Annotated in this window: 19 protein-coding genes and 1 riboswitch; of the genes, 15 read left to right on the top strand and 4 right to left on the bottom strand. The window is 59.4% G+C overall.

The window, feature by feature from the left end:
* The first annotated feature begins 29 nt into the window (after positions 1 to 29).
* The 6 genes from typA to ccsB all read left to right on the top strand — a co-directional run bounded on the left by typA (position 30) and on the right by ccsB (position 5,588).
* On the top strand, positions 30 to 1,838 hold the full coding sequence (typA, locus tag KBY72_RS00455) for a translational GTPase TypA (protein WP_254992919.1): 1,809 nt from the start codon (positions 30 to 32) through the stop codon (positions 1,836 to 1,838).
* 3 nt (positions 1,839 to 1,841) lie between these two features.
* Complete coding sequence (locus KBY72_RS00450) at positions 1,842 to 2,261, top strand: DUF309 domain-containing protein (protein ID WP_254959962.1); 420 nt, start codon at positions 1,842 to 1,844, stop codon at positions 2,259 to 2,261.
* Positions 2,262 to 2,355: 94 nt separating this feature from the next.
* Complete coding sequence (locus KBY72_RS00445) at positions 2,356 to 2,727, top strand: hypothetical protein (RefSeq protein ID WP_254960004.1); 372 nt, start codon at positions 2,356 to 2,358, stop codon at positions 2,725 to 2,727.
* Positions 2,724 to 3,452, top strand: a complete 729-nt coding sequence (gene lptB, locus KBY72_RS00440; RefSeq protein WP_254959963.1) for an LPS export ABC transporter ATP-binding protein — start codon at positions 2,724 to 2,726, stop codon at positions 3,450 to 3,452. Before KBY72_RS00445 ends, lptB begins: the two co-directional genes overlap by 4 nt.
* Complete coding sequence (locus KBY72_RS00435; RefSeq protein ID WP_254941064.1) at positions 3,449 to 4,627, top strand: LptF/LptG family permease; 1,179 nt, start codon at positions 3,449 to 3,451, stop codon at positions 4,625 to 4,627. Before lptB ends, KBY72_RS00435 begins: the two co-directional genes overlap by 4 nt.
* Positions 4,628 to 4,673: 46 nt before the next feature.
* A complete protein-coding gene (gene ccsB / locus KBY72_RS00430) occupies positions 4,674 to 5,588 on the top strand; it encodes a c-type cytochrome biogenesis protein CcsB (protein ID WP_254941063.1) in 915 nt (304 codons plus the stop codon).
* Positions 5,589 to 5,685: 97 nt separating this feature from the next.
* On the opposite strand, the gene rpe is transcribed toward ccsB, so the two are convergent.
* Entirely contained in the window at positions 5,686 to 6,360 is a 675-nt protein-coding gene (rpe, locus tag KBY72_RS00425) for a ribulose-phosphate 3-epimerase (RefSeq protein ID WP_254959964.1), read from the bottom strand.
* Between the two features lie 202 nt (positions 6,361 to 6,562).
* Between rpe and glpX the strand changes: the two genes are divergently transcribed.
* From glpX to KBY72_RS00390, 7 genes are all read left to right on the top strand, one after another.
* Entirely contained in the window at positions 6,563 to 7,567 is a 1,005-nt protein-coding gene (glpX, locus tag KBY72_RS00420; protein ID WP_106501811.1) for a class II fructose-bisphosphatase, read from the top strand.
* 35 nt (positions 7,568 to 7,602) lie between these two features.
* A complete protein-coding gene (locus KBY72_RS00415; RefSeq protein ID WP_254959965.1) occupies positions 7,603 to 8,913 on the top strand; it encodes a glutamyl-tRNA reductase in 1,311 nt (436 codons plus the stop codon).
* Positions 8,914 to 9,021: 108 nt separating this feature from the next.
* Entirely contained in the window at positions 9,022 to 10,317 is a 1,296-nt protein-coding gene (locus KBY72_RS00410; protein WP_254941060.1) for a glucose-1-phosphate adenylyltransferase, read from the top strand.
* Between the two features lie 130 nt (positions 10,318 to 10,447).
* Positions 10,448 to 11,866, top strand: coding sequence for an NADP-dependent phosphogluconate dehydrogenase (gene gndA, locus KBY72_RS00405; protein ID WP_254959966.1), 1,419 nt, complete (start codon positions 10,448 to 10,450; stop codon positions 11,864 to 11,866).
* Between the two features lie 4 nt (positions 11,867 to 11,870).
* A complete protein-coding gene (gene pgl, locus KBY72_RS00400; protein WP_254959967.1) occupies positions 11,871 to 12,617 on the top strand; it encodes a 6-phosphogluconolactonase in 747 nt (248 codons plus the stop codon).
* A complete protein-coding gene (locus tag KBY72_RS00395) occupies positions 12,614 to 13,156 on the top strand; it encodes a CIA30 family protein (protein ID WP_254959968.1) in 543 nt (180 codons plus the stop codon). Before pgl ends, KBY72_RS00395 begins: the two co-directional genes overlap by 4 nt.
* Positions 13,143 to 13,529, top strand: a complete 387-nt coding sequence (locus tag KBY72_RS00390) for a hypothetical protein (protein WP_254941056.1) — start codon at positions 13,143 to 13,145, stop codon at positions 13,527 to 13,529. Before KBY72_RS00395 ends, KBY72_RS00390 begins: the two co-directional genes overlap by 14 nt.
* A 15-nt stretch (positions 13,530 to 13,544) precedes the next feature.
* Here the strand turns inward: KBY72_RS00390 and ilvD are convergent, their stop codons facing one another.
* From ilvD to KBY72_RS00375, 3 genes are read right to left on the bottom strand one after another with little or no spacing between them, the layout of a single operon-like run.
* Positions 13,545 to 15,215, bottom strand: a complete 1,671-nt coding sequence (ilvD, locus tag KBY72_RS00385; protein ID WP_254941055.1) for a dihydroxy-acid dehydratase — start codon at positions 15,213 to 15,215, stop codon at positions 13,545 to 13,547.
* A 55-nt stretch (positions 15,216 to 15,270) separates the two neighbouring features.
* The gene (locus KBY72_RS00380) at positions 15,271 to 15,543 is read right to left on the bottom strand and encodes a hypothetical protein (RefSeq protein WP_254959969.1); all 273 of its coding nucleotides are present in this window, start codon (positions 15,541 to 15,543) and stop codon (positions 15,271 to 15,273) included.
* Positions 15,544 to 15,567: 24 nt separating this feature from the next.
* Positions 15,568 to 16,233 (bottom strand): uracil phosphoribosyltransferase, encoded by a 666-nt coding sequence (locus KBY72_RS00375; RefSeq protein ID WP_315859509.1) that lies wholly within the window; start codon positions 16,231 to 16,233, stop codon positions 15,568 to 15,570.
* Positions 16,234 to 16,263: 30 nt separating this feature from the next.
* Here KBY72_RS00375 and KBY72_RS00370 point away from each other — a divergent pair, with 30 nt between their 5' ends.
* Together KBY72_RS00370 and KBY72_RS00365 are read left to right on the top strand one after the other, a co-directional pair.
* Positions 16,264 to 16,788 (top strand): pentapeptide repeat-containing protein, encoded by a 525-nt coding sequence (locus tag KBY72_RS00370; RefSeq protein ID WP_254959971.1) that lies wholly within the window; start codon positions 16,264 to 16,266, stop codon positions 16,786 to 16,788.
* 10 nt (positions 16,789 to 16,798) lie between these two features.
* Positions 16,799 to 16,981: riboswitch (cobalamin riboswitch) on the top strand.
* A gap of 14 nt (positions 16,982 to 16,995) precedes the next feature.
* A complete protein-coding gene (locus KBY72_RS00365; protein WP_106501801.1) occupies positions 16,996 to 17,625 on the top strand; it encodes a HupE/UreJ family protein in 630 nt (209 codons plus the stop codon).
* Position 17,626: the final 1 nt, after the last annotated feature.

Here is a 17,626-nt window from a genome sequence, read left to right as displayed (position 1 = left end):
ATTCAACGTAAAAGTAGAGTTTTATTTGTATGAGCGGTGCACACCCAGGTACGCCGATTCGCAACATTGCGATCATTGCCCACGTTGACCATGGCAAAACCACATTGGTGGATGCCATGCTCACCCAATCGGGCATCTTCCGCGAGGGAGAGGCGGTTCCGACCTGTGTGATGGACTCGAACGATCTTGAGCGTGAGCGCGGGATCACAATTCTTTCCAAAAATACCGCCGTCGATTACGAAGGAATTCGTATCAACATCGTTGACACTCCTGGCCACGCTGATTTCGGCGGCGAGGTGGAGCGGGTTCTCGGCATGGTTGATGGCTGCCTGCTGATCGTTGATGCCAACGAGGGGCCCATGCCCCAGACCCGATTTGTGCTTAAAAAGGCCCTTGAGAAAGGGCTACGTCCAATCGTTTTCGTAAACAAGATTGATCGGGTCCGAGTTGACCCCGAGGTTGCTGTCGACAAGGTTCTCGACTTGTTCCTTGAGCTGGGTGCCGACGACGATCAGTGCGATTTCCCCTATTTGTTTGGGAGTGGCATGGGCGGCTACGCCAAGCCAGACATGAAAACCGAGAGCGACAATATGAAGCCGCTCTTCGATGCAATCCTGCGGCACGTTCCGCCCCCGGTGGGCGATCCCGAGAAGCCGCTGCAGCTTCAAGTCACCACCTTGGACTACTCCGACTTTTTAGGTCGGATCATGATCGGTCGCATCCACAACGGCACAATCAGGGCTGGCCAACCTGCCGCCCTTATCCGTGACGACGGCAGCATCAAGCGCAGCCGCATCAGCAAGTTGCTTGGCTTCCAGGGTCTGCAGCGGGTTGAGATTGAGCAGGCCAGCGCTGGCGATCTCGTGGCCGTGGCCGGCTTTGACGAGGTCAATATTGGTGAGACGATTGCCTGCCCCGATCACCCTGAGGCCCTGCCCCTGATTCGGGTTGACGAACCCACCCTGCAGATGACTTTCGTCATCAATGACTCTCCCTTCGCTGGCAAGGAGGGCAAATTCGTGACCAGCCGTCAGGTGCGGGATCGCCTGCAGAAGGAGCTGCTCACCAACGTCGCCCTGCGGGTAGAGGACACCGACTCACCGGATCGCTGGGCTGTCAGCGGCCGTGGTGAATTGCACCTCGGCATCCTGATAGAAACGATGCGTCGTGAAGGCTATGAATTCCAAGTATCCCAGCCCCAGGTGATTTTCCGCACCATTGATGGCACCCCATCAGAGCCCTACGAAACCTTGGTTTTGGATGTGCCTGAGGAGTCGGTGGGCGGCTGCATTGAAAAGCTCGGCGTCCGCAAGGCCGAGATGCAGAACATGGAAAATACGAACGACGGCCGCACCCAGCTTGAGTTTGTGGTGCCAGCTCGAGGGCTGATTGGCTTCCGCGGCGAATTCATTCGCGCCACAAGGGGCGAGGGGATCATGAGCCACTCCTTCCTTGACTACCGGAAAATGCAAGGAGAGATGGACAACCGCCGTAATGGTGTGTTGATTGCCTTTGAGGAGGGCACAGCGACTTTCTACGCACTCAAGGGTGCGGAAGATCGCGGCCAGTTCTTCATTACGCCTGGCACCAAGGTCTACAAGGGGATGATTGTTGGCGAACACAACCGACCACCTGACCTAGAACTCAACGTCTCCAAAGCAAAGCAGGTGACCAACATCCGCTCGGCTGGCGCAGAGGTGCTCGACACCCTGCAGGCACCAATTCAGATGACACTTGAGCGAGCTCTCGAGTACATCGGACCCGATGAAATGCTTGAAGTCACACCCCAATCGATCAGACTGCGCAAACTGCCTTCCAAAAAGGCCGCTAAGCGCTGATCGGTGCGCCCGAATCCTGAGCAGCAGTTTTTAAGCGAAGAGCAGGAATTATTGGCGGACACCCGCTTGGGCGAGGCCATATGCTTGTTTAACGGCGCTGACTGGTATGCCTGCCACGACGGCTTCGAAGCCCTTTGGCATGAGACCGCTGGCCCTATGAGGCCGGTTTTGCAAGGAATTTTGCAGATCGCCGTGGCTGAACTGCACCTTGAACGGGGTAACTGCAGCGGCGCCACAATTTTGATGGGTGAGGGTCTCGGCCGCCTTAAGGCTTGTCCCCCTAACTCCCTAGGCATAGATTTAGCTGCCTTGATCGACTCATCTATGCAGCGTCTGCTGGCGTTGCAGCAGCAGAGGTCAATTGAGGGCTTGGAATCGCCCAGATTGGTTGGGACAGCGCCCCAAAACCCTTCTGTAGATTAAAAATTACGCCATGTCCCACACCCAACTGTTGCTATATCCCTTTGTGCGCTCCGCGTTCTTGCGGCTGACGGCCCTGCCCCTTTTCCTCTCGGCAATGTTGGCCCCTGCGCTTGCAGCCCCCGCCGTGGTGACTCCCACCAGCGGGCTGGTAACAATTGAATCCGACCTGCAAAAGGCCGATAACAGCACCGGAGTTGTGACAGCAACCGGCAATGTGCGCATCGTTTACCCCGACCAACGGGTGGTAGCCACGGCCCGTCAGGCCCAATACTTCAGTCGTGAGGGCAGGGTGGTGCTCAGCGGTGATGTGGATGTAATTCAAGATACGGGTCACAGCATCCAGGCAGAAAGGCTCGTGTATCTGGTGGAGAGGGAGCGGATCGTGGCTGAGCCGGCCCCTGGTCAGCAAGTGATCACCCACTACCGAATGAATGCGCCTACACCAAAGGAAGGCCTGATGCCATGAGTCTCGAGCTCGTAAATGTGGCGCTAGCCATCGGTGGCCGGCTGCTGGTCAACCACGTTTCCCTACAGCTTGAGCCAGGTGAAGTAGTGGGCCTGCTTGGTCCCAACGGGGCGGGCAAAACCACCACCTTTGGCTTGGTGACTGGCTTATTGCGCCCTGACTCCGGCCAGGTATTGATGGATGGCAAGGCAATCGAAAAACTGCCCATGCCCCAACGAGCCCGCCTAGGTATTGGCTACCTGCCCCAGGAGCCCAGCGTCTTTCGCCAGCTAAGTGTGCGTGACAATCTGAGCCTTGCCCTGCAGGAAAGTTCCACCCCGATGGAGCTGAGGCGCAAGCGTCTCAATGGCTTAATCGAGGATTTTCACCTCAGCGAATTTCAAAACCGCAAGGGATATCAGTTGTCCGGAGGCGAGAGGCGGCGCTGCGAAGTTGCCCGGGCATTGGCCGTGGGTATTGAGGGTCCCCGCTACCTGCTGCTGGATGAGCCTTTTGCGGGAGTCGACCCAATCGCGGTGTCGGATCTGCAGCAGTTGATCCACCAGCTCAAGGGGCGGGGCATGGGTCTGCTGATTACAGACCACAACGTGCGCGAGACCCTGGCAATCACCGATCGGGCCTACATCCTTTCTGAGGGATCGATTTTGGCTGCCGGCAGCTCTCAGCAGGTGGGTTCCGATCCCCTGGTCCGCCGCCATTACCTCGGAGAATCCTTCCAGCTATGAGTTGGTCACACCGCGCACGCCAGCAGCTGCTGACCCCTTGGCGCCAGCTACCCCTGCTGGATCGCTGGCTCCTAGCCGAACTGATCGGCCCCCTGATTTTCGGTGTAGCCGCATTCACCGCCGTATCCCTTTCAGTGGGTGCCGTATTTGAACTTGTGCGCCGGGTTGCGGAATCGGGGTTGCCCCTAGATGTGGCCGTGCGGGTGCTGGTGCTGGAGATGCCCTCCTTTTTGGTGCTCTCCTTCCCCATGGCCACGCTGATGGCCACCTTGCTCACCTATTCAAAGCTTTCAGGCAACAGTGAGCTCACCGCCCTGCGAAGTGTGGGGGTTGCCACTTGGCGAATGGTGGTGCCCGCCGTTGCCATCGCGCTGGTGATGACCATGCTCACCTTCACCTTCAACGAGGCAATCGTGCCGCGCACCTTGTTCGAGGCTAAAAACACCCTCAACCGAGCGATTGGCCGTGCCGTGGCTGGCGAACAGAAAGACAACGTCATGTTCTCTAAATACGGCGAGATACAGGCTGAAGACGGCAGCACGGAGCGGGGCCTTACCCACTTTTTCTACGCCCAACGCTTCAATAAAGGGGTGATGGAGAGGGTCACCCTGCTTGACCTTTCACGCCGAGGTCAACGGGTGCTGCTCAGTGCCGATCGGGCCCGCTGGAGCGAGGCCGAGGCCCAGTGGGAATTCCTTGATGGCCATGTCTTTGGAGTCACGGAGGGATCGGACAGCTCCACCACTTCAGCTGATTTCGACCGCTATCTATATCCCCTTGGTAGTCAGCCACTCCAGGTTGCCAAGCTGCCAAAGGATTCCAATTCAATGACAATCGGCCAAGCGCGAACCGCCGAGCGCCTGCTCAGAGAGGCCAGTGATCTGCAGGGTGCCCGCAAGCTTCGAGTTCGCATCCAGGAGAAGTTTGCCTTCCCCGCGGTCTGCTTGGTGTTTGGCTTAATCGGTAGCAGCCTTGGAGTGCGCCCCCATTCGCGCCGCAGCCGTAGCCAGGGTTTCGGGCTCAGCGTCCTGCTGATCTTTGGCTACTACCTGGTGGCGTTTGTTTTCAGTTCGCTCGGGGTCAAGGGAACGCTGAGTCCCTACTTCTCCGCCTGGCTGCCAGTGGTGATCGGTTTGGGTGGCGGCGTGTATCTGTTACGCCAGGCCAGCCGCTAACAGCACCTGCCATTCGCCAAACTGAGCAGATATCGAGTCGTTGCCCGTGCCCGCCCTGTTGAACGACCCAGTGCTTGGACTGGGTCTGACGGCGTTTGCCCTCCTGCTAGTCGCCCTGCCGCTGGCCTTCTGGTCCCTTAGCGGCGGCCGATCAAGCACGGCGGTCCGCTTGCTGGTTGCCGGCGCCAATCTCTGCCTCACGGCCCAATTGGTCTTGCGCTGGTGGGAATCGGGCCATTTCCCGATCAGCAACCTCTACGAATCCCTCTGCTTTCTCGCCTGGGGCTGCACCCTCACCCAGCTGCTGGTGGAGCGCACCTGGCCTTCGCCATTGGTGCCTGCAGCGGCTACCCCCATGGCCCTCGGCTGTGTGGCTTTCGCAAGCTTCGCTCTGCCGGATCGGCTCCAGGAAGCCTCGCCCCTGGTGCCGGCCCTGCGCTCTAGCTGGCTAGTGATGCACGTGAGCGTGATCATGATCAGCTATGCGGCCCTGCTGGTGGGGTCATTGCTTTCGTTAGCGGTGCTATTCACTGACCGCGGCAATTCAATGGAACTGCGCAGCAGCTCCATTGGTAGTGGCGGCTATCGCCAGGCCCAGCTGGCTACACCCCAGTTACAACTAAGCAGCGTGGCCATGCCTGCGGTTGAACAGCTTGATTCACTCAGCTACCGCACGATCACAGTGGGCTTCCTGCTGCTATCGGTTGGTCTGGTAAGTGGAGCGGTGTGGGCCAACGAGGCCTGGGGCAGCTGGTGGAGCTGGGATCCGAAGGAAACCTGGGCCCTGATCTGCTGGCTCGTCTACGCCGCATATCTGCACACTCGCTTGATCCGTGGCTGGCAGGGCCGCAAGCCCGCGCTCGTAGCCGCAGCGGGTTTGGTCGTGATCGTGGTTTGCTATATCGGTGTAAATCTTCTGGGCATTGGCTTGCACAGCTACGGGTGGTTCTTTGACAGCTAAAGCCTAAGCGCGCCTATCCAAAATATATTAAGTGTGAAACCTTATCTGCCCCCCCCCGCGAACACGGGCGAGGGGGTATTTTGAACTAGTCAGATGCTCATGCGCCGGGATGCTTGCTGTTGCGAATACCGGTGATTGCTGCGGCGTAATCAGGCTGGTTGAAGACACCAGAACCACTAACAATGGCATTGGCGCCCGCTTCAATCACCTTCCAGGCGTTTTCAGCCTTGATGCCGCCATCCACCTCAATCCAGGGATCGAGGCCACGCTCATCGCAAATGCGGCGCAGGTCGCGAATCTTTTGCACCTGGTTGTCGATGAAGCTCTGGCCACCGAAGCCCGGGTTGACACTCATGATCAGCACAAGATCGCAGAGCTCCAGGCAGTAGTCCAGCGTGTCTAGAGGTGTGCTGGGGTTGAGCACTGCACCAGCGAGCTTGCCAAGATCCTTGATCTGGGCAAGGTTGCGATGCAGGTGCGGGCAAGCCTCAACCTGCACAGAAATGATGTCAGCGCCAGCCTTGGCAAAATCAGCCACGTATCTCTCGGGCTCAACGATCATTAGGTGAACGTCGAGGGTCTTGGTGGTTACAGGCCTCAACGCCTGCACAATTAAGGGTCCAATGGTGATGTTCGGCACAAACCGGCCATCCATCACGTCAACGTGGATCCAGTCGGCACCAGCTTGATCGACAGCACGAACGTCTTCGCCGAGACGGGAGAAATCGGCGGACAGAATTGACGGGGAGATCACCAGGGATTTGGTGCTCATGCTGGATCAACCGATCGGGTGGCTTTGGATTGTAGGAAGTGGTCTGCAAACAAGCCTTGGGTGGTCCCCAGGTCCCATGGCCGCGAGCACTGATACAGTTGCGGCCGCTTCATCTTCGAAAGGCTTGGCAGCAACAGGCTTCTGACCTCGTGTCCCGCCAGGCCGACGCCATTACTGAAGCCCATTCCCCTGCCGGATCAACGTGGATCGCACCCTCATCCAGGAAATTCTCGAGGTCGTTGAGCAAGCTGCCATCGCCTCTGCCGAACTGACCGGCCTTGGCAAGAAGGATGAAGCTGACGCTGCAGCAGTCGAGGCCATGCGCACTCGCATGGGCCTAATCCAGATGCAGGGCCGCATCGTTATCGGTGAGGGCGAGCGCGATGAAGCTCCCATGCTCTACATCGGCGAAGAAGTTGGCAGTGGCACCGGCCCCGGTGTGGATTTCGCCGTTGATCCCTGCGAGGGAACCAACCTTTGCGCCAACAGCCAGCGAGGCTCCATGGCTGTCCTGGCCGCTTCTGATCGCGGTGGACTTTTCAACGCTCCCGACTTCTACATGAAGAAATTGGCTGCACCCCCTGCAGCCAAGGGCAAGGTGGACATCCGTAAGTCGGCTACCGAGAACATCAAGATTCTCAGCGAGTGCCTTGGTCTTGCAGCCAGCGAACTGACCATCGTCGTGATGGACCGTGCTCGTCACAAGGATCTGATCGCCGAGATCAGGGCCACTGGCGCCAGGATTCAACCCATCTCGGATGGCGACGTTCAGGCCGCCATCGCCTGCGGTTTTGCAGGCACTGGCACCCATTGCCTGATGGGCATCGGCGCAGCCCCCGAGGGCGTGATCTCCGCCGCAGCCATGCGGGCCCTTGGCGGTCACTTCCAGGGCCAGCTCGTGTACGACCCGGCCGTGGCTCAGACCTCTGAGTGGGCTGACTACACCAAGGAAGGCAACATTGCCCGTCTTAACGAGATGGGTATCACCGACGTAGACAAAATCTATGAGGCAGAGGAGCTTGCCTCCGGTGAAAACGTGGTCTTCGCTGGCAGTGGCATCACCGATGGCCTCCTGTTCCACGGTGTCAAGTTTGAGAAGGATTGCACCCGCACCAGCTCCCTGGTGATCAGCAACCTGGACAACACCGCTCGCTTTACCAATACCATTCACATGAAGGATGGGGCCCAGAGCATTGCGCTGAGCTGACGCCCGCCCCAGTCCGAGCACCCCAGCCAGCCTCCATGCACATTGCCGTCGTCGGCCTCAGTCATCGCACGGCTCCAGTGGAGATCCGGGAGCGCCTCAGCATCCCGGATCAAACCATGGAGGCTTCGCTGCAGCAGCTGCGAGCCGACGACCAGGTGCTGGAGGCATCCATCCTCAGCACTTGCAATCGGCTGGAGATTTACACCCTGCTCCGTCATCCGGAGCGGGGTATTTCCGCTGTCGGAGCTTTTTTAAGCCAGCTCTCCGGCCTGGCGGTCGAGGAGCTCACACCACATTTATTTACCTTTCATCACGAGGAGGCAATCAGCCACCTGCTGAGGGTTTCAGCAGGCCTCGATTCCCTAGTGCTTGGGGAGGGGCAAATCCTCTCTCAAGTAAAAAAAATGGTGAGGCTTGGCCAGGAGCACCACTCCGTTGGGCCAATCCTCAATCGGCTGCTTACCCAGGCGGTTAGTACCGGTAAACGGGTCCGTACGGAAACGAAACTTGGCACCGGCGCTGTCTCGATAAGTTCAGCAGCTGTGGAGCTGGCCCAGCTCAAAGTGGGTCAAGCACGAGGCCTCGATGAGCTGGTGCCCCTTGATCAGGAGCAGGTGGCGGTGGTGGGGGCAGGGCGCATGGCCCGCCTGCTGCTTCAACACCTTCAGGCCAAAGGCTGTAAGGGGCTTGTGCTGCTCAACCGCACGGTTAACAAGGCGGAACTACTGGCCGCTGACTTTCCAGCTCTGCCCGTTCAGTGCCGTCCCCTTGACGACCTGGACCATTGCCTCAGCACCTGCTCGCTGGTTTTCACTAGCACCGCTGCTGACACACCAATCATCACGGCTCAGCGCCTCAGCGGACTGAATCGCCGCTCCAGCTTGATGCTGGTTGACATCGGCGTGCCACGCAACATTTCGGCGGATACGGCTGGCCTGCCCGGCGTGCACTCCTACGACGTTGATGATTTGCAGGAGGTGGTAAATCGCAACCAGGAGGCTCGGCGCGAAATGGCAGCTGAGGCCGAAGGGCTGCTGCAAGAGGAGTCTCGTGTCTTCCTGGAATGGTGGGACGGGCTTGAAGCGGTGCCGGTTGTAAACCGGCTTCGGCGCCAGCTGGAAGACATCCGTGAGCAGGAGCTCCAGAAGGCCTTAAGCCGCATGGGTCCAGACCTGTCAGCCAGGGAGCGCAAGGTGGTTGAAGCCCTCAGCAAGGGCATCATCAACAAGATCCTGCACACCCCTGTTACCAACCTGCGGGCCCCCCAACCGCGCCAGCAGCGACACAGCGCCATGAGGGTCCTGGAGGATCTGTTTGATCTGCAGGAGCGTCCGCCAGAGCCTTGAACCAGCCTTGGGCACTGCAACAGTTCGTGCCGCAGGGGATCAAAAGGCTCGCCCAATAGCAGGACGCTCAAGTACGGTCAGCCCCGAGAACCGCTGGCAGCAGGATTTATGAAGCGTGTACTGGCAATAATTCTGGGAGGTGGTGCTGGTACCCGCCTTTACCCATTGACCAAAATGCGGGCCAAGCCAGCTGTGCCACTGGCAGGTAAATATCGGCTAATTGATATTCCAATCAGCAATTGCATTAATTCGGAAATCAATAAAATATATGTACTTACCCAGTTCAACAGTGCGTCGCTGAATCGTCACCTGACGATGAGCTACAACCTTTCGGCTGGATTCGGCCAAGGCTTTGTAGAGGTTTTGGCAGCCCAGCAGACCCCAGAAAGCCCAAGCTGGTTTGAGGGCACCGCCGATGCAGTCCGTAAGTACCAAGGACTTTTCCACGAATGGGACGTGGACCACTACCTGATTCTTTCCGGTGACCAGCTCTACCGGATGGACTACAGCCGTTTTGTTCAGCACCACATCGACACCGGCGCCCAGCTCACCGTTGGCGCCCTCCCCGTAGATCCTGCCCAGGCTCAGGACTTTGGCCTGATGCGCACCAGCAGTGATGGCCGTATACAAGAATTTCGGGAGAAGCCCAAGGGTGAAGCCTTGGAGACCATGCGGGTTGACACCCAGGCCCTTGGCCTGTCGCCGGAGGAGGCGGCCAAGCGCCCATACCTCGCCTCGATGGGCATCTATGTGTTCAGCCGCGACACCCTCTTTGACCTGCTGAGCAGCAACCCGTCCTCAACAGACTTTGGCAAGGAGATCATCCCCGCCTCACTGGCCCGCGGCGACCGGCTCCAAAGCTTCCTCTTTGACGACTACTGGGAGGACATCGGTACTATCGGCGCCTTCTATGAAGCCAACCTGGCGCTTACCGATCAACCCAACCCGGCCTTCTCCTTCTACGACGAGAAGTTCCCGATTTACACCAGGCCTCGCTACTTGCCGCCCAGCAAGTTGCAGGACGCCCAGGTAACCGCCTCGATCATCGGTGAGGGATCCTTGCTCAAGGCCTGCAGCATTCATCACTGCGTACTGGGCGTGCGCTCCCGAGTTGAAGACGAGGTAGTGCTCCAGGACACCCTGGTGATGGGAGCCGACTACTTCGAGTCCTCTGAGGAACGCCTTCTACTACGTGAACGTGGGGGCATCCCCATCGGCGTGGGCAGGGGCAGCACCGTTAAACGGGCCATCATCGACAAGAACGTGCGGATCGGAGACAACGTCACGATCGTCAACAAGGACCACGTGGAGGAAGCTGACCGGCCCGAGCTCAGTTTCTACATACGCAACGGCATTGTTGTGGTTGTCAAAAATGGGACCATCGCCGACGGCACGGTGATCTGAGCAGGGAAAGCTGCCAAGGTGTCAGGCCAAAAACCAGGAGTTGCTGACACCTTTGCCACCAAGTTGTGACGGATGCCTGGGCTGACCAGCACGCTTCGCCACACTGTCGCCAAAAGCTTCAAATTGAGTCATGGGCAAGGCGCATTTCGGCCTGATCGGTTTGGGAGTGATGGGGGAAAACCTCGTCCTAAATGCTGAGCGCAACGGCTACTCCTCCGTTGTGTTCAATCGCACCAAGGCAAAAACCGATGAGTTTCTGGCTGGTCGTGGCGTCGGCAAGGACATTGTTGGTGCCGCGACCCTTGAGGAGTTTGTGTCGACCCTGGAGCGTCCACGCCGCATCCTGATGATGGTCAAAGCGGGACAGCCTGTTGACGACACGATTGCGGCAATCTCCCCCTTCCTTGAAGAGGGTGACCTGCTGATTGACGGCGGCAATTCTCTCTACGCCGATACGGAACGCCGCGTTGCCGAGCTGGAGAGCAAGAGCTTCGGCTACATCGGCATGGGCGTCTCCGGTGGCGCCAAAGGCGCCCTCGAAGGGCCGAGCATGATGCCCGGTGGCACCAAGGCGGCCTACGACGCCATTGAACCGTTGGTGCGCAAGATGGCAGCCCAGGTAGACGATGGTCCCTGTGTCACCTACATCGGCCCCGGGGGCGCTGGCCACTTCGTCAAAACGGTTCACAACGGCATCGAGTACGCCATCGAGCAGATCCTTGCTGAGGCCTACGACCTGATGAAGCGGGTTGGCGGATTGAACGGCGACCAGATGGCCGACGTTCTAGCCAGCTGGAATCAAACCGAGGAGTTGGCCTCATTCCTGGTGGAGATCACCGAGGTATGCCTGCGCACCAAGGATCCCGAAACCGGTGCCGATCTGGTTGAGGCGATCGTTGATGCGGCTGGCCAAAAGGGCACTGGTCTTTGGACCGTGGTGAGTGCCCTGGAGATGGGTGTACCCGTGCCCACCATCTATGCCGCCCTAAATGCCCGAGTGCTGAGCTCCCTGCGCTCCGAGCGCCTCGAGGCGGGCGCCCTGCTTCCAGAGCCTGCCCCCCACAGCTTCGATCTTGGCAGCGCGGCAGATGCCATGGCTCCCCTGCGCGATGCCTGCATTGCCGCCTGCATCGTCAGCTACGGCCAGGGCATGGCCCTGCTGCAGGAAGCCTCAAAGCTGCACGATTACAACCTCAATTTTTCGGCCATCGGCCAGATCTGGAAAGGGGGCTGCATCATCCGGGCCCGCTTGCTGCAGCGAATTCAGGATGCCTATGGCGCCAATCCCAGCCTGGCAAACCTGATGCTCGACCCCTGGTTTGCCGAGCAGATCAACAGGCGTCTGCCGGGGCTGCGGCAGGTGGTTGCCGGCGCTGCCCTGGCGGGGATTCCCGTGCCCTGCTTAAGCAGCACCCTCGATTACATCGACAGCTACCGCAGCGCCCGCCTACCCCAAAACCTGGTCCAGGCGATGCGCGACTGCTTTGGCTCCCACACCTACGAGCGGGTCGACAAGCCTGGCAACTTCCACACCGAGTGGCTGGACTGATCCAATGACCCCAATCACTCCAGGCTCCACCACTCGCTATCGCCTGGTGGTGGCTGAGTCGGCAGCTGAGCTCGCCCGTCAGACGGCTCAAGCCCTGGCCTCTGAGATTGATCAGGTACTTGCCCAGCGCGACCGCGCCCAGATAGCACTCGCCGGCGGAGAAACACCAAAGGCGACCTATCGCTTACTCGGTCAGCAACACCTGCCCTGGGATCGGGTCGATGTGCTCCTTGGCGATGAGCGCTGGGTGCCAAGCGAAGACCCCTCCAGCAACGCCCGCATGCTTAGGGAAACCTTGATGGCGGATCTCCCCGGTGGCAAGGCCTGCTTGCACCCGGTTCCCACCCAGCTCGCCAGCCCGGAGCTAGGAGCGGCAGCGTACGCAGACCTGCTGCAACAACTGTGCGGCGACTTCCCACCGGTGCTGGACGTGGTGCTGCTGGGCCTCGGCGACGATGGTCACACCGCCTCGTTGTTTCCTGGCACCGTTGCACCGGGGGTGAGGGACCGCTCCGTAACCCTGGGGGAGGGCAAGGGTCTGCCCCGGGTCAGCCTTACAGCCCCAACCCTTTCAGCGGCGCGGCGGGTGATCTTTCTAGTGAGTGGGGCCGGCAAGGTGCAGGCCCTGCAACGGTTACTCGATCCCGAAGAATCGCCCATGCGCACCCCAGCCAAGTTGGTGCAGCCCACCACTGAGACTGAGGTGCTGATATTTGCTGACCAAGCAGCAGCTGCTGGAGTTGGCCAGTGATTCCCATCGCCAGCGGCGACGGCTTCATTGGCTGGCATCCCTTAAACGACACCGTGATGGGTGGGCGCAGCCAGGGCAACTGCCGGATCGCCTCAACAGGCCTTGAGTTTGAAGGCACGCTCGTTGAGGAAGGAGGGGGCTTCATCAGTTGCCGCTCGCCTCTGTTTTCTCCCCCTCTCGATCTTTCGAGTTGTGAGGGGCTCGAACTTGAGCTGCTTGGTGCTGGCAGACGCTTCAAGTTGGCGGTTGCCTGCGCTGACGGTCTGGCCGGTCTCACCAACTTGATCCCGGGGGGCCTGCGCTGGGTGATCGAATTCGCTACGGAGCCTGAGGGGCCCAGCCTCGTGAGGATTCCCTTCGCGGATCTAAGAGCCTCGGTGCGCGCTAAGCCGGTGGGGTTGCCCTTGAACTTTGACCCAAGTCGGATCAACAGACTGCAGCTTTTGCATTCACGCTTCGCCGATGATGGCGGCTTAAATGCTGGCTTCCGCGCCGGTCCGATCTACCTACAACTTCGCGCTGTACGTGGCTACCCCTGAGCTAGTTAATAGCAACCTGCAACAGCTGGTGGCAGCCGCCGCCGATCTCTGCCGCAAGCCATGGCGTCATGCCGTCCTGCCCCTGGATGATGCCCAGCGCTGCGACGATTGCAACCTGCGACTTGAGGTAAGACAGGCTGATGGGGAGCGCTATCCCGCCGCCGATCTCGAAATTGAGATCTATCGCAGCGGTAATGACCTCAACCTCACCCTGGCCTGGTGCCACGACCAGCAACGCCCCCTGCTTTGGCAGGGGAGCCATCCGGTGTGGATGGAGCCGGAGTCAGGGCTCCGCTGCGAGCGACCAGTTGATGGTGCCCCCCTGGAGGCTTTGGCACGAAGGCTCAGGGCGCTTTTGATGCCGCTTGACTGAGTCTTAGCTCAACCATCAGATCTCATCGGTCACAGCGCCCCTGCTGCTGCTGCCAACCAGGCGGGCATATTTGCCAAGCACCCCGGTGCGATAACGGGGCTCAGGCTTGACCCAGGCGGAGCGCCGCCGAGCGATTTCCGCATCTGGCACATTGAGCTGGATCAGCAGTTCGATGGCGTCCACCGTGATGCTGTCCCCTTCCTCCACCAAGCCGATTGTTCCGCCCACAGCAGCCTCGGGTGCAACGTGACCCACAACAAGACCAAAGGAGCCACCTGAAAAGCGACCATCGGTGATCAGGGCCACCGAATCGAGCATGCCCTGCCCCACGATTGCCGCCGTGGGACTAAGCATCTCCCGCATCCCAGGGCCACCCACCGGGCCCTCATTGCGCACAACGACCACATCACCGGGGCTGATCTGCTTATCAAGGATTGCGGCCAGGCAGGATTCCTCGCTTTCAAAAACCCTTGCTGGACCAGTAATTACAGGGTTTTTAACACCACTGATCTTGGCCACCGCACCTTCTTCAGCCAAGTTTCCCTTGAGTATCGCCAAGTGCCCTTTGGGATAAAGGGGGTTGCTAAGAGGACGGATCACGTCCTGACCAGAGGGGGGCTCGGAAGGAACAGACGCCAACAACTCAGCCAGAGTTTTGCCCTCAATGGTGCGGCAATCACCATGCAGTAAGCCCGCATCGAGCAGCAGCTTCATCACCTGTGGTATGCCACCGGCCTGATGGAGGTCAACGGTCACATAGCGGCCACTGGGCTTTAGATCGCAGATCACTGGCACCCGCTGGCGGATCGTCTCAAAATCGTCGATGGTTAGGGTTACTCCAGCGGTGCGGGCGACCGCCAGCAGGTGCAACACGGAATTGGTAGAGCCACCTACCGCCATGATCACGCTGATCGCATTTTCGAAGGCCTCGCGGGTGAGTAGGTCGCTAGGCAAGATATTTGCCTCAAGAGCATCAACCAAAACCTCAGCGCTGCGAGCAGCACTCTCTGCTTTCTCAGGGTCCTCAGCTGCCATGGTGGAGCTGTATGGCAGGCTTAACCCCAACACCTCAAAGGCGGCACTCATGGTGTTGGCGGTGAACATGCCACCGCAACTACCGGCACCTGGACAGGCATTTTTTTCAATAGCAGTGAGCTCCTGCTCATCAATACGACCACCGCTGTATTGACCGACTGCCTCAAAAGCACTTACTACCGTGAGATCACAGGCACCAAGCTTGCCAGGTTTAATCGTGCCACCGTAAACAAAGATCGAGGGAATATTCATGCGGGCCATCGCCAACATGGCTCCTGGCATATTTTTGTCACAACCACCAATTGCCAGCAAGCCATCCATACTTTGGGCGTTGCAGGCAGTTTCAATCGAATCGGCAATCACCTCGCGGCTCACCAGGGAATACTTCATACCCTCCGTGCCCATTGATATGCCATCGCTCACCGTGATGGTGCCAAACATCTGGGGCATGGCACCGGCTGTTTGAAGGGCCGTCTCAGCGCGCTGGGCCAGCTCGTTTAAGCCCAGGTTGCAGGGTGTAATTGTGCTGTAGCCATTGGCAATGCCAATAATCGGCTTGTTGAAATCGCCATCGCCAAAGCCAACCGCCCGCAACATGGCACGGTTAGGAGAGCGCTGGATGCCTTGCGTGATCGCTGCGGAGCGGAGCATGGTGACGGGTTGGGCTTGAAGAAACCTACCCACCGGGCCGAATGGCGCCGAAGCCCTAACCCTGGATGGTCATGGTCTCCAGTTGACGGCGCACGTCGTCGATCGCCTGGTTGAGCTCATGGACCCGATCGTGAAGGTCCCGATCCGTCCTGACAGCCTCCGGCGAGGCTGCGATTCCAGCGGCCCGGGCAGGCCGGCCTTGGTGCCGGCGTCGCTCTGCTTCAGCAAGCAACCACCAGGCAAGGCCAGCAGCACCAATAACAGCCCCAGCCAAGACGCTGAGGCTGGAACTGCCACCGGCTGGGGTGACGCCGTTGTGATTGCCCATAATTCAATCCCTTCTGTAGCGAGCCTAGGTATCGGTGGGCAATTCATCCAGCACCGTGCCACCGAACAACCGCTGCCTCACATCGCCGATACCAGGCACGATCGCCCCGGCTTCGTTCAAATCCGGATCGATGCCAGCGGCGTAGATGGTGAGGCTGCCGTGCCGCTCCCCCACAGCCTTGAGTCCTAGACCAGAGGCCAGGGATGTAATCACTCGTAAGCGATCGCCGGTCACGCCTAGGGCTGAAAGGTCATCGAGGAGTTGGAGCAGGGATTCGCCGTCTCCCAGTTCCGCTACAAACAGTAAAACTCCGCAGCGGGAGGGGATTGGCCCGGCTGGAGGGGTTATCACACCCAGGCTTTCTTGTAGATGGAGCACCTGGGCCGAGGGAAGCACTGTTTGGCCGCCCTGCCAAAGGCCAAGCCCAGCGGTCAGCAGGGGCAGGGCCAGCAGGGGAACCGCTGGATCCACCACGTCTGCCTCCGCCGCACAAAGGGGTGTTTCCAGCTGGATGCGCCTGTGGGGCAGCCAATCGCGCACAGCCTCATAGGTGAGCCAGCGACCTAGCTCGGCAGTAGCGGAGGCGTAAAGCGAACTAGGCGTGTGTCGATCGCGCAGTACGCCAAGCCAGTGGCCAATCAGGGGGTGGGGGGGAACCACCACCCGCAAAGCCATCACCATGGTTGCCATAACTTGATGATCAACCGTAAGTGCGCGCCCATGAGCTCGAGATCTGAAAGCCGAGCGAGTTGGTCTGGTGGCTGGCTGCTGGCCGCACTGGCCCTGGTGCTGACCTGGTGCCTTGGGGTCTTTCCTGCCGCAGCGATCACCGCGCCTGAGCTGCGCAGCCAGCGTTCGCTACAAGACCTCCAACCAGACATGCACGGCCGCAACCTTCAACAGCAGGAGTTTTTGAAGGCGACTCTGGCTGGCTTCGATCTGAGCGGCACCGATCTGCGCGGAGCTGTTTTCAACAGCAGCGACCTACGGGGAGCCAACCTGAAGGACGCCAACCTGGAAGACGCGGTGGCCTTCGCAAGTCACTTTGAAGACACTGACCTCAGTGGTGCTGTGCTGCGAAACGCCATGTTGATGCAAAGCCACTTCAAAGGGGCAACCATTGAAGGAGCCGACTTCAGTGATGCAGTGTTGGATCTGCCTGAGCAGAAAGCACTCTGTAAACGAGCTGCCGGTGTCAATCCGAGCACCGGAGTAGCCACCAAGGACAGCCTGGCGTGCCGATAGGGCCCCTTGCCTTTAGCATCTAATTTCCGGTTCCAGTGGGGATCAGCCACTGGAGGAAAGGGGGAAAGGTCGGTGAAAATCCGGCACTGTCCCGCAGCTGTGAAGGCTATGGCCCGCAAATCTGCTCCAACTTTGGGGCCTGCTTGCGATCCATTACCAAGTCAGAACGCCCGCCGGTTTTGTTCCTCCTACGGCGCGGACCGGCCCATGAATTTGATCAAAACAGCACCCAACGGCCAAGCCCTGGGCCGCTGGCTCCTAGTTGCTGGCCTGGCATCAATCGGCATTGGCGCCCTTAGCCCAGTCCAGGCCCATCATTTTGCCGATATCGGCCAGCTAAAGCCCAGCATGTTCAATGGCGTTCTGAGTGGCCTCGCCCACCCAGTGCTGGGCCCGGATCATCTGCTTTTCCTACTGGCACTTTCCTTGGTAGGGCTGCAAAAACGGCTTAGCTGGAGCCTGGGACTTCTCGCTGTTGGCTTGCTTGGTAGTGGCGCTGGACTGCTGTGGCCAGGGATGCCAGGCGCTGAATCCCTGGTGGCCTGCACCCTCATTGTTGAGGCACTGGTGTTGCTACGGCGCTTGCCGTCCTTGCTGCTGCTTCCCGCCATGGCCTTGCACGGCTATGTACTAAGCGGCCCCGTTTTTGGCTGGAGCGCCATGCCCGTAGTTGCCTACGGCACGGGCCTGTTTCTTTCACAGGCAGGCCTGCTTGCGATGGCACTTATTGCCTTGCGGCCCTTGGGAGCTCGCCTTTCTTCAACCCAGCTGCGCTGGCTTAGTTTCGCCCTAATGGCTCTTGGCGGCACCTGGGCCCTGGCGGGTTTGGCGGCCTGAG

The sequence above is a fragment of the Cyanobium sp. BA5m-21 genome (assembly GCF_024346235.1).
In the GTDB taxonomy this organism is placed as follows: Bacteria; Cyanobacteriota; Cyanobacteriia; order PCC-6307; family Cyanobiaceae; genus Cyanobium_A; species Cyanobium_A usitatum.
The sequence above is the reverse complement of the archived record's forward strand: the minus strand, read 5'-3'. Positions and strand labels throughout refer to the sequence as shown.

Bases quoted from the DNA above. Each gene is read 5' to 3' on its own strand.
- typA (WP_254992919.1), top strand. From the start codon at position 30: ATGAGCGGTGCACACCCAGGTACGCCGATTCGCAACATTGCGATCATT.
- KBY72_RS00445 (WP_254960004.1), top strand. From the start codon at position 2,356: ATGTTGGCCCCTGCGCTTGCAGCCCCCGCCGTGGTGACTCCCACCAGC.
- lptB (WP_254959963.1), top strand. From the start codon at position 2,724: ATGAGTCTCGAGCTCGTAAATGTGGCGCTAGCCATCGGTGGCCGGCTG.
- KBY72_RS00435 (WP_254941064.1), top strand. From the start codon at position 3,449: ATGAGTTGGTCACACCGCGCACGCCAGCAGCTGCTGACCCCTTGGCGC.
- rpe (WP_254959964.1), bottom strand. From the start codon at position 6,360: ATGAGCACCAAATCCCTGGTGATCTCCCCGTCAATTCTGTCCGCCGAT.
- KBY72_RS00415 (WP_254959965.1), top strand. From the start codon at position 7,603: ATGCACATTGCCGTCGTCGGCCTCAGTCATCGCACGGCTCCAGTGGAG.
- KBY72_RS00410 (WP_254941060.1), top strand. From the start codon at position 9,022: ATGAAGCGTGTACTGGCAATAATTCTGGGAGGTGGTGCTGGTACCCGC.
- gndA (WP_254959966.1), top strand. From the start codon at position 10,448: ATGGGCAAGGCGCATTTCGGCCTGATCGGTTTGGGAGTGATGGGGGAA.
- pgl (WP_254959967.1), top strand. From the start codon at position 11,871: ATGACCCCAATCACTCCAGGCTCCACCACTCGCTATCGCCTGGTGGTG.
- ilvD (WP_254941055.1), bottom strand. From the start codon at position 15,215: ATGCTCCGCTCCGCAGCGATCACGCAAGGCATCCAGCGCTCTCCTAAC.
- KBY72_RS00380 (WP_254959969.1), bottom strand. From the start codon at position 15,543: ATGGGCAATCACAACGGCGTCACCCCAGCCGGTGGCAGTTCCAGCCTC.
- KBY72_RS00375 (WP_315859509.1), bottom strand. From the start codon at position 16,233: ATGGCAACCATGGTGATGGCTTTGCGGGTGGTGGTTCCCCCCCACCCC.
- KBY72_RS00370 (WP_254959971.1), top strand. From the start codon at position 16,264: ATGAGCTCGAGATCTGAAAGCCGAGCGAGTTGGTCTGGTGGCTGGCTG.
- KBY72_RS00365 (WP_106501801.1), top strand. From the start codon at position 16,996: ATGAATTTGATCAAAACAGCACCCAACGGCCAAGCCCTGGGCCGCTGG.